At 50.0% G+C, this 11,079-nt stretch carries 9 protein-coding genes; 5 read left to right on the forward strand and 4 right to left on the reverse strand.

Annotation, left to right across the window (positions count from 1 at the left end; translation table 11 throughout):
- Positions 1–144: 144 nt before the first annotated feature.
- Complete coding sequence (locus tag RDU59_12595; GenBank protein ID MDQ7839318.1) at positions 145–1,242, reverse strand: DUF4124 domain-containing protein; 1,098 nt, start codon at positions 1,240–1,242, stop codon at positions 145–147.
- Between the two features lie 190 nt (positions 1,243–1,432).
- On the opposite strand from RDU59_12595, the gene RDU59_12600 reads away from it, so the two are divergent.
- Positions 1,433–2,023 carry an isoprenylcysteine carboxylmethyltransferase family protein gene (locus RDU59_12600; GenBank protein MDQ7839319.1) on the forward strand — a complete coding sequence of 197 codons (591 nt, stop codon included), beginning with the start codon at positions 1,433–1,435 and terminating at the stop codon, positions 2,021–2,023.
- 161 nt (positions 2,024–2,184) lie between these two features.
- Entirely contained in the window at positions 2,185–2,934 is a 750-nt protein-coding gene (locus RDU59_12605; GenBank protein MDQ7839320.1) for a hypothetical protein, read from the forward strand.
- Between the two features lie 221 nt (positions 2,935–3,155).
- On the opposite strand, the gene RDU59_12610 is transcribed toward RDU59_12605, so the two are convergent.
- Positions 3,156–3,428, reverse strand: a complete 273-nt coding sequence (locus RDU59_12610; protein ID MDQ7839321.1) for a BrnA antitoxin family protein — start codon at positions 3,426–3,428, stop codon at positions 3,156–3,158.
- The gene (locus RDU59_12615) at positions 3,425–3,586 is read right to left on the reverse strand and encodes a BrnT family toxin (protein ID MDQ7839322.1); all 162 of its coding nucleotides are present in this window, start codon (positions 3,584–3,586) and stop codon (positions 3,425–3,427) included. The genes RDU59_12610 and RDU59_12615 overlap by 4 nt, the downstream gene beginning before the upstream one ends.
- A 93-nt stretch (positions 3,587–3,679) precedes the next feature.
- On the opposite strand from RDU59_12615, the gene cobN reads away from it, so the two are divergent.
- From cobN to RDU59_12630, 3 genes are all read left to right on the forward strand, one after another.
- A complete protein-coding gene (cobN, locus tag RDU59_12620; protein MDQ7839323.1) occupies positions 3,680–7,576 on the forward strand; it encodes a cobaltochelatase subunit CobN in 3,897 nt (1,298 codons plus the stop codon).
- Positions 7,577–7,766: 190 nt separating this feature from the next.
- A complete protein-coding gene (locus RDU59_12625) occupies positions 7,767–8,852 on the forward strand; it encodes an ATP-binding protein (protein ID MDQ7839324.1) in 1,086 nt (361 codons plus the stop codon).
- A gap of 18 nt (positions 8,853–8,870) precedes the next feature.
- Positions 8,871–10,892 (forward strand): putative cobaltochelatase, encoded by a 2,022-nt coding sequence (locus RDU59_12630; protein MDQ7839325.1) that lies wholly within the window; start codon positions 8,871–8,873, stop codon positions 10,890–10,892.
- 14 nt (positions 10,893–10,906) lie between these two features.
- On the opposite strand, the gene RDU59_12635 is transcribed toward RDU59_12630, so the two are convergent.
- Complete coding sequence (locus tag RDU59_12635) at positions 10,907–11,065, reverse strand: cupin domain-containing protein (protein ID MDQ7839326.1); 159 nt, start codon at positions 11,063–11,065, stop codon at positions 10,907–10,909.
- Positions 11,066–11,079 lie beyond the last annotated feature (14 nt).

An 11,079-nucleotide genomic window follows, 5' to 3' on the forward strand; every position in this document is an offset into this window, starting at 1 on the left:
CACTATGGCAACCATGCTTAAAAACCGCTTGACAAAAAACACAGTTGCTCAGGCGTCACTCCTCGGCGCCTTGCATCTAATATCTTGCCGGTGTTCAGGAATACTCCATTATCTTCAGAATACAGCGGCGTTTGACCAAATGAGTTATTTAACCCAGCGGTTATTAGGGTACTCGATATTAAGCTGCTTTAACAGTTCCGGAGGGGCCATATACCCGACTTCGAGCATCTTCTGTGCGCATTTTCCGGCCTGATGGATATTCCCCTGACGGAGGGAAGTGAGGGCCATCATGTAATTGGTCCACCAGGATTCCGGAGCCAGCTCCCGGCCTTTTTTGGCGCATTCATCGGCCAGTTCCCACCTTTTATGACGTTCGGAGAGATAATAGAGGTAGTACAGATAGTCACCGACTAGTTCCTGCTTGCTTAGATTTTTAAAGAAATAGGGACTTTCCCACGCTCCCCACTTCCGCACGTACTTGCTATCTCCATATCTCAGTCCCCGCCATCTATTGGTAGCCTCCAGATTAAACCGTTCATGGCCATCGTCGTAGCGGACGAACATGTGGAACTCGCCGACGTTAGGACAGGGGATGCCGACTGCGTAAAGCGGCAGTCCTAATCGTTCTCCCAGGGCGAGGCAGAGGAGGCTGAAGCCAAAACAGTTTGTCCTTTTATTCTCCAGTATATATGGAAGAGATACTATCTTTTCTTCGAGCCTTCCGCTCTGGTAGCTAAAACCTGAATATGTTATTCTGTCCAGCATGCAGCCGATCAGTGTCTTGGCGTCGTTTCTGCTCCATTTCTTCATATCCTTTCTGATATCACTGGCAATGGCCTCTAGCCGGCTGATTATTTGAGCCTTGTTGATGTTCTCGCCGAACAATTGAGGATAGACCTCCATATCGTAGCCGAGGAGGTTTGCAGCCAGGTCCAACCGGTCATCGTATCGGTAATGAATTAAGTCCTTACTCCGGGAGGAAGATGGGGGAGTAAATACGATAGGGTCATTGGTTTGGCTCCTTCTTGATGCTTTGGCCGGCTCGGGAGCGGAAAAATCTTTTGTCTCTACCCTGTCCTGCAATGCCTTGGGAATAGTGGCGGGGTTATCCGTGAAACAGATAATGCCATTTTCATCGACGTATTTGTAGGTAGCGCCGGCTGCCGGAACCACATGGCCCAGCAAAATTATGATAAGAGCGAGGACAGCGCTTATATGACTATCTGGCCGTTTTGTTTTCATCTCTGTTTTGATTCGTATCGGTAGGTAAAGATTTTTTGTGAAACACACATACCGACAGATCGGCACAAAGAATAACGAAAATGTCATTCCTGCGAAAGCAGGAATCCAGCAACTAAAAGACTGGATTCCGTGTCAAGCACGGAATGACAGATAAAAGGTATTTTCAGGTGAAGAATTGGTATAATGATTTATGGATTTAAAAAACCTTATAGCCTTATCAGTTATCATCTTTTGGCCGGTGATCCCGCTCTTCTGGATTCCGGTCCATCTCATGACAGGTCTTTTCAAAAGGCTGGGCCTGGCGACTCTAATCTTTCCGATCATCTTCTGGCTGCCCCTGGCCTACAGCCTTTATGTCATAAAGGAACACCTCCTTTTTTACAAAATTACGATTCCAGCGTTCTTAACTTATCCGGGCTGGGCCTTGTTTATCTCCGGACTGGCCCTCCACATCCTGACCGGCATATACCTGAGGTTCGGACTCATTGGCATCCCGGAGTTTTCAGACAAGGTGAAGATGCACCTGGTGAAAAAGGGCCCCTTCGCCGTAGTGAGGCATCCTACATATCTGGCGCATAGCATGATTTTCCTCGGGGCCTTCCTGATCACAGGTATCTTGACCGTGGGTTTGATAGCCATCCTGGATTTCTTTACGGTTCATGTGATCATCATCCCATTCGAAGAAAGAGAATTACAGAGGCGCTTCGGCGATGAATATATGGAGTACAAGAGAAGGGTACCCAAATTTTTCCCGAAGTTTATGCGGCATTTTTGCATTTGACCTGACCTTTCTCACCTCTTTGTCTTACCTTATCAGTTTTTAGTTTAGAGACAGACCGACTTATTCTCCCAGAAATAGTTGACAAATAGCCCTGTTCTCACATAGTATTTTTATGTTTCGTAAGATAACATAAAAGCAGTGTTAGCCGGGGAATATGAACTATGTCGAATAAAAAAGAAGCATTCAGTTTTCTATGCTCGTTAGAAGATTTTCTGAATAAATGCATTCCTGGGCCTTCGGTTATTTCGAAAGAAGTATCGCGGATTGTGGCCGAATCCAAGTCTTCTGGACTGGCTCTGCACAAGAACTTTACCGAGGGGGCATTCCTCAATCAATATATAATACCTGCTATTCATCACTTCTTGACTGTGGATCAAGGATTAGGGATTGCCAATGCCACTCAAGCACTGCTTTCTGAGTCATACAGGCATATTCCACGCTTATCAAGTGGCTCATCTTCCCGTTCGGTGCCGCACCCCTTCAAAAAAGTAATGGGCGCGAAACCTCGAGAAATCATTAAACAATGGTGGGGAAACGGGCCTGGGGCTGCGGTGGTGCAAAGCTGTCCTGACATAGCTTTAAGGGATCCTTTTCCGCATAGGGTGCTCTTTGAGGGCAAGTTTTTCGCAAAGGGCGGTATCCAGGCAGCCGAAACCGCTTTGGTGACAGGAATTTATCAGTCATTTTTCTATTTAGGCCTCCCAACTATTGCTGAAAAACCCAAACATCCAGCTTGGGACTATGACTATGCTTGCTTTTTGGCTTATGATGCCACTGATAAAGGCACCTTATTGCAGTCATGGCAATTACTCGATCCCAAGGTAAAGAGGGGTTGCTGGGAAGGTGCAAACATCTATGTGATGATTCTGCGCGGATCGGCTAATAACAGTATTCAGCCGACGCCGGAATAGCGGGTTGAGAAATTTCGATCGCAGCGGCCAGTATCCGCGGAATGATAGATAACGTTCGTGCGGAACGTGCGCAGCGTTTTGTGTATCACCCTGCGCCACGGGGCGACCTGTGGCGGCAATTATACCGTGGAGAGGGCCAGCGGGGGCAGGTCTTCATCCTTCAGTTAATAATCGGCAACTTCTTGTTGGCTGTAAACTCTGCTTCTCTTCGGTCTTTTCAATCATGTTTCCGATTTCAATTCTTGCTCTATACGTTCGCTTAGAAACATTTTAAGCAAGGACTGATAAGGGATGTCACGTTTGTTTGCCAAAAGTTTAAGTTCTTCTATCATGAATTCCGGAAGACGCAACGAGATCGTTTTAAGTGAAGGTTTGAGATTGGGTAAAACTACCCTCTCGGCCTTTTTCCAAGCGACGTATTCAGTTGAATCCGCAGTGGCCCAAAATTTATGCTCTTCATCTTCCGATGCAAATTTCGGGATATTCTTTTTCATAATAATTCGCACTCTCTTCCCTCTTTCTTATTCATATCCCTGGCCGAGATGACTCGGATATGATTACTCCTGGTCGTAAAAACTACAAATAAACACCTTCTGTATATCTCAGAAATATACAATTTATCAAGACTCCATTGCGTCAAATCTCTCCCCAACTATTAGCATGGATAGTCATTGACAATTACCTGCCGACTTGTTAAGTAACACCATATTAATTTTTGTGTTACTAATTTCCTTTGAGGCCTACCATGAAGATTCGATCCATAATGTGGAACAGCCATATCCCGATGCTGGTCCGTTCGGCCAGTAAATTAGATTTTCTCGACCTCAAGGCATTTTCCTCCAAGACCCTGGAAAACGACCCTTCCAGGCTGGAAGAGGCCCTGAGAGGGCTTCGGGACGCCGATGTCATCTTGCTCTATCGATCTTCGGAAGGCTTCTGGGATACGGTTGAAGAGCAATTAAAAGAGATAGGTCAAAAAGTCCCTATTGTCTGCATCAGCTATGATCCGTCATTCTGGTACCTCTCCACGGTCAGACCCGAGGTGGTGAGCGCCTGTTACAGTTATGTCACCATAGGCGGGGAAGAGAATTTTGTAAATATGCTTTGTTATCTCGCCAAAGAAGCGGGAGGAATGGATGTACAGTATGAACCACCTCAGGAGGTCCCCTGGGAAGGGCTTTACCACCCCCGGGCCGGAAGATATTTCAGGACGGTTGAGGATTATCTCGCCTGGTACAAACCAAAGGATAGACCGGGCGTCGGCATACTGTTTTCCCGTTTTTACTGGGTAAATGACAATCTGGAAGTCGAGAACGCCCTGATCGAGGCGTTGGAAAAACAGGATTTAAACGTGATTCCCGTATTTTCATACAGTGTTAAGGATGAGAACCTGGGCGCTAAGGGAAGCGGAGAGGTGGTCAGAGAGGTTTTCCTGACCGGAGAGGGGACCTTAAGAGTGCAGGCCCTGGTCAAGCTGCAGCCTTTCTTGCTGGATAAGGTCCGGGGAGAAGACCTGTCCAATGCCGGGGATACATCTTCTGGCGTGGGGATACTCAAGGCGCTGGATGTCCCGGTGTTTCAGCCGATTACGGCCTATTCCAAGGATATAGAGGAATGGGAAAAAGATGCGCAGGGATTGAGCACGGATATCGGCTGGTCAGTGGCGCTACCGGAGTTCGAGGGAGTTATAGAGCCTGTCATCATTGGGGCGGCGAAGCGGTCCGGCGATGAAGAAACCGGAGTGACTGTGGAACAGCGGGCGGCTATCCGGGAGAGGTGCGGCCGTCTGGCTACACGGGTGAAAAAGTGGATCGAGTTAAGACAGAAGCCGGTCTCTCAGAGAAAAGTAGCCTTTATGCTCCATAATAACCCATGCGCGTCAGTAGAGGCCACGGTGGGCTGCGGCGCCCATCTGGACACACTGGAAAGCGTGGCCCGGGTTATGAAGGCCATGCAAGAGAAGGGGTATCAATTAGATGTGCCCACGAGCGGGAAAGAACTTGTCGATACGATTATGGACAGGAAGGCCATCTCTGAGTTTCGCTGGACGGCAATAGATGAGATAGTAAAAAGGGGCGGAGCCCTGGCTATGGTCTCGCTGGATGAATATCTGAAGTGGTGGGCGACTTTCCCGGAAAGGGCGAAAAAACGGATAGTGGAGGCCTGGGGAGAGCCTCCGGGGCAGGAGAGGCATGGGATTCCGGCGGCTATGGTATATGAAAACAAGATAGTGGTAACCGGCGTGGATTATGGGAATGCCGTGGTCTGCGTGCAACCCAAGAGGGGATGCGCCGGGGCTAAATGCGACGGGAGGGTATGCAAGATACTCCATGACCCGGACGTTCCGCCGCCACATCAGTATCTGGCCACGTACCGCTACCTGGAACAGGTCTTTGGTGCGGATGTCATCGTGCATGTGGGTACTCATGGGAATGTAGAGTTTCTTCCGGGCAAAGGCGTGGGTCTCTCCGACGCCTGTCTGCCGGATATATCGATTCATGAACTCCCGCATCTCTATATCTACAACGCAGATAATTCACCTGAAGGGATTATCGCCAAGAGGCGGAGTTATGCCACTTTGGTGGACCATATGCAGACCGTGATGACCCAGGGTGGACTCTATGAGGAGCTTGAGGAACTGGGCCGCTATCTGGGAGAATACGAGCAGGCCAGGATTACCGATAAGGGACGGGCCCATGCCCTGGAACATTTGATTTTAGACCTGATAAAGAAGGTCAATCTGGATAAGGAAATTAAACTTACCGATGATCTGCCTTTCGAAACAGTAGCCAAAGCTGCGCATGACGCCTTAAGCCGGATCAGAAATACGCAGATCCAGGATGGTATGCATATCTTTGGAGGGCTTCCGGAAGGGGATAAACGGGTTGACTTTATCAACTCTGTCCTGCGCTATGACGCCGGAGAAGAGGTATCGCTCCGCAAGATGATCTGCAGACTAATGGGACTGGAAATGAAGGATCTCCTCAGCGATCAGGGGGCCATAAACGCCCATTACCTTAAGAGCCACGGCGAGCTTTTGGAAGAGATCGATCTCCTGAGCAGGGAACTTATCAAGAAAGTTTTAAATAATAATAGTGGAGAATTAGGGAAAACACTGAAAGAGATACTTGGTGAGAGGATGAGGGATGAGAGCCACTTAGAAGGGTTTGATTTAGTTAGAAGGCAAATCCTGGAGCTTGATTCCCGTATAAAGGACTCCAAAGAAATAGAGGCCCTCTTGCACGGGTTTGAAGCTGGCTATATTCCGGCCGGTCCTTCCGGTCTGATCACCAGGGGCCGGGCCGATGTACTCCCGACGGGGCGAAACTTTTACTCCCTTGACCCGCACCGGGTCCCAACCAAGGCTGCCTGTCAGGTGGGTGAAAGGCTGGCCCAGGCTCTCATTGATAAATACCGGCATGAAGAGGGAAGGACCCCGGAAAATGTGGCCATACACTGGATGTGTGCTGATATCATGTGGTCTGATGGAGAAGGGATGGCCCAGATTATGCGCCTGTTGGGTGTTAAACCTTGCTGGCTCTCGAATGGCCGGGTGAGAGGGTTCGAGATTATCCCTTTAGAAGAGCTGGGCAGGCCGAGGATAGATGTAACCATCCGCGTCTCCGGTATAACCAGGGATAATTTTCCCAATTGCATTGAACTCGTGGACGAGGCCGTCCAGGCCGTGGCTGCATTGGATGAACCGGTTGAGATGAATTTCGTGAGGAAGCATGCCCTGGAACAGATGGCTTCTCAGGGAGAATCTCCGGCGAATAAGGATGCCTGGCGGAAGGCCACGTTAAGGGTGTTTGCCTCCAAACCCGGCACCTATATGCCCGGGGTCAACCTGGCGGTTTATGCCTCGGCCTGGAAGGAAGAGAAAGACCTGGCCGATGTCTTTATTTATTGGAACGGCTATGCCTACGGCAAAGGCATTTATGGTCAGGAATCTCATGAACAATTGATTTATAGCCTGAAGACGGTGGATGTCACCTTTAATAAGGTGGTGACGGATGAGTACGACCTTTTCGGCTGCTGTTGTTATTTCGGCACCCACGGCGGGATAACGGCTGCGGCGCGGAACATCTCCGGCAAGGAGGTGAAGACCTATTATGGAGATACCCGGGAACCGGAACATGTGGAGGTGAAGGATCTGGCAGGCGAGGTAAGGCGGGTGGTACGGACCAAACTGCTTAACCCGAAGTGGATTGAAGGCATGAAGCGCCACGGGTACAAAGGTGCCGGGGATATATCCAAACGGGTCGGCCGGGTCTATGGCTGGGAGGCCACCACTCAGGAGGTTGATGACTGGATATTTGATGACATCGCCAGGACCTTTATTCTAGACGAAGAGAACCGGAAATTCTTTGAGGAGCACAATCCCTGGGCCTTGGAGGAGATGGCCAGAAGGCTGCTGGAAGCGGAGAAAAGGGGTCTTTGGGTGGCGGACCCGGAGGTCTTAAATGAATTAAAGGATGCCTATTTGGCCATAGAGGGATGGATAGAAGAAAGAATGGAAGGGGTGGAAGGAGATTTTCAGGGCGGTTCTATAGACGTCTTGACCCCTGATGACGTAGAGAATTGGAGGGAGATGATGCAGGGAATTAAGGACAAAGTAAGATCGGCGGTAGGGAATAAGTAATGAGTAATTAATGCTCATCCGGAAACTACTGTTTCCGGCTTCACGCTTTCAGCGATCAGCGATTAGCTGTCAGCAAAAAAAATAAAACAACACATTGAGCTGAACGCTGATGGCTGAGTGCTGACAGCTTATCTGGAATTTTTGGGGTTTCCGGATGAAAACTAATTGCCGGTAAAAAGAGGGAGATTAGATGGAAACAAAGAGAGTGACATATCCCTTTACGGCTATAGTAGGCCAGGAGAAGATGAAGGGCGCCTTGATCTTGAACGCTGTTAATCCCAAGCTGGGAGGGGTGCTCATCCGCGGAGAAAAAGGGACGGCCAAATCCACAGCCGTTCGCGCCCTGGCCAACCTTCTCCCGGAGATAGAGGTAGTGGCAGACTGTAAATTTGGTTGTGAGCCGCATATAAAAGAAAAGATGTGTCAGGAGTGTGCGGCCCGTCTTGAACAGGGAGAAAGCTTGCCGGTTGGGAGGAGAAAGATACGCGTGGTTGATCTGCCGGTGAGTTCCACAGAAGACAGGGTAGTGGGCACGCTGGACATAGAACAGGCCATAAAAAAAGGAGAAAAGAGGTTTGAGCCCGGTATCCTGGCCGAAGCGAACCGGGGTATTCTCTATGTGGACGAGGTCAATCTCCTCGATGACCATCTCGTGGATGTGCTTCTGGATTCGGCGGCGATGGGTGTGAACATCATGGAGAGGGAGGGTGTTTCCTATTCTCATCCCGCTCAATTTATTCTGGTGGGGACTATGAATCCGGAAGAAGGAGAACTGCGCCCCCAGCTTCTGGATCGTTTCGGACTCTGTGTGAACGTGGAGGGGATCATTGATCCGGACCTGAGGGTAGAGGTTGTTAAAAGAAGGGCTGCGTATGAAGAAGACCCCGTGCAGTTCCGGAAGGCCTGGCAAGAGGAAGAAAATAAACTCCAGGAGGCCATTGTCCGGGCGAAGGAGCTTTTGGACCAGGTAATTATGTCCGATGACATGCTGCATCTGATCGCCCGCATCGCGATTGAAATGCACGTGGATGGGCACCGGGCAGATATTACCATAATGAAGGCGGCAAAGACGTTTGCCGCTTTTCAAGGACGGAAAGAGGTTCCTAAGGAGGATGTTCAAATGGTTGCGGAAATGGCGCTGCAACACAGGATGCGGAGGAAACCCTTTCAAAAGGCCGGGGTAGAGGCGGGGAAAATAGAAGGAATTATTCGTGGTGACTTTGAGCATGGACATGCTCATGCGCATGTCCATAGCCATAGACACACCCACAAATGAGAAATATTAGGCGTGTGCATGAATTGGACTAAAGAAAACGTTTACCCCTTTTCCGCTGTTGTGGGTCAAGACGACCTGAAGATGGCGTTGTTGCTCAATGCCGTCTTACCTTCCATCGGCGGAGCGCTTATCCGGGGAGAGAAGGGGACCGCCAAGTCAACAGCGGTTCGTGCCCTGGCCGCCCTTTTGCCTGAGATCGAAGTGGTTCCGGGGTGCCCTTTCAATTGCGCTCCTCATGACTATCAAGGTTTGTGTGCTGACTGCAGGGCAAGGGTAAGGCAAGGAGATATCCTGCCTGTTATCAGCAGAAAGATCAGGATAATCGATCTTCCCCTGGGGTGTACAGAGGACCGGGTGGTGGGGATGATTGACCTCGAGTATGCGATAAAAGAGGGGAAAAAGCGATTTGAACCCGGACTGCTTGCCGGGGCCCACCGAGGTATTCTTTATATTGACGAGGTCAACCTCCTGCACGATCATATTGTGGATATTATTCTCGATGCTGCGGCTATGGGGATCAATATTGTCGAACGGGAAGGGATCGCTTATACACATCCGGCCGAATTTATCCTGATCGGGACCATGAATCCGGAGGAAGGAGAACTACGGCCCCAGCTTCTGGATCGGTTTGGGTTGTGTGTCCAGGTGGAAGGTATAGAGAGTCCGGGCGAAAGGGTAGAGGTGATCAAGCGCCGGGAGGATTTTGAGAAAGACCCGGCTGAATTTGTCAAGCGCTATCAGAATGCCCAGCATGCGCTGGCGCAAAGGGTAATTGGGGCCAGAAAAGTTATTCCCTCTGTCCGTATCCCGGAAGAGATGCTCCGTCTCTGTTCTACACTGGCACTGGAGGCTTATGTGGCCGGGCAACGTGCGGATATCATCATGAGAAAAACAGCCATAGCCGTTGCCGCTCTCGATGGGAGAAAAGAAGTTACTGAAGATGATATCAAAAGAGCGGCAGGATTTGTGCTCCTTCATCGGATGAGGATGCCTCCTCAGCCCCGCCACGAGGAAAAGGAGAGAGAAGAGCAGGACGAATCTTCCGCAGATGAAGATCAAACCCGCGCTGAGTCAAGGGACAACAAGGCAGAAAGTCAAAAGGAAGGCCGGGGGGATAAAGAGCAGGAAGGACGTTCATCCAGAGGGCAAGGGGAAGGGGAGCAGGAAGACCAGGAGTCAGGGCGCTCTTCTTTGGAAACGGTTTTTCCCACAGGCACGCCCTTCCGGGTCAAGCCTATACAGGCGGAGAAGGACCGGGTAGTACGTAAGGGTTCGGGGCGTAGGAGCCGGACCGAGACATCCACGAAAGCGGGTCGCTATGTCAGGAGCACCTTGAGCCACAGAGACGCGGACCTTGCCCTTGACGCCACGATCCGGGCGGCCGCCCCTTATCAGAGGGAAAGGAAAAGGGAAAATGTAGCCATTGCCATTGAAAAGAGTGACATCAGGGGAAGGAGAAGAGAGAAGAAGATCGGTAATTTTATCGTTTTTGTGGTGGATGCCAGCGGCTCTATGGGTGCGGGCAAACGCATGATCGCAACCAAAGGGGCCATCCTCTCCCTCCTTATAGATGCCTATCAGAAGAGAGATCGGGTGGCTATGTTAGCCTTTAAGGGAGACCGGGCGGAGGTGCTCCTGCCTCCCACCAACAGTATCGAACTTACCTATAAGCTCCTGGAAGAGCTGCCGACCGGTGGGAAGACTCCGCTGCCACACGGGATAAGCCTGGGATATGAGGTCATTGAGAGTTATTTCCATAAGGACCCCAATATCTATCCTCTGTTTATTTTGATCTCTGACGGCAAGGCCAATGTAGGCCTGTATGGAGGAAAACCGGTTATGGAGTCTATAGAGATAGCAATTGCTATAAGAGACGATTCACGTATCCGGAGCATAGTGATTGATGTGGAGGGACCCGGGATGGTCTCGTTTGGTCTGGCCCGTCAACTCTCGGACCAGATGGGGGCACGGTATTTTAAGATCGAAGACCTCAAGGCCAATGACCTGCTTGAGGCTATCCAGAAAGATTTATTCCAATAGTTGGACATTTAGTTCTACTTCTCTTTAATCCACAACAACCTGGCCACATTAGGCCCTGGATTTTCCCATTGACTCGGCATCTCTGCGGTCAGATAGATCACGTCTCCGGCGCGGATAGTGTAAGTAGCATTGCTGATAACCATTTTTAATTTGCCTGAAAGGACATAGCCTATCTCCTCGCCTTTGT

It is taken from the genome of Thermodesulfobacteriota bacterium, assembly GCA_031082315.1.
Lineage (GTDB): Bacteria > Desulfobacterota > QYQD01 > QYQD01 > QYQD01 > QYQD01.

Bases quoted from the DNA above. Each gene is read 5' to 3' on its own strand.
- RDU59_12595 (MDQ7839318.1), bottom strand. From the start codon at position 1,242: ATGAAAACAAAACGGCCAGATAGTCATATAAGCGCTGTCCTCGCTCTT.
- RDU59_12600 (MDQ7839319.1), top strand. From the start codon at position 1,433: ATGGATTTAAAAAACCTTATAGCCTTATCAGTTATCATCTTTTGGCCG.
- RDU59_12605 (MDQ7839320.1), top strand. From the start codon at position 2,185: ATGTCGAATAAAAAAGAAGCATTCAGTTTTCTATGCTCGTTAGAAGAT.
- RDU59_12610 (MDQ7839321.1), bottom strand. From the start codon at position 3,428: ATGAAAAAGAATATCCCGAAATTTGCATCGGAAGATGAAGAGCATAAA.
- cobN (MDQ7839323.1), top strand. From the start codon at position 3,680: ATGAAGATTCGATCCATAATGTGGAACAGCCATATCCCGATGCTGGTC.
- RDU59_12625 (MDQ7839324.1), top strand. From the start codon at position 7,767: ATGGAAACAAAGAGAGTGACATATCCCTTTACGGCTATAGTAGGCCAG.
- RDU59_12630 (MDQ7839325.1), top strand. From the start codon at position 8,871: ATGAATTGGACTAAAGAAAACGTTTACCCCTTTTCCGCTGTTGTGGGT.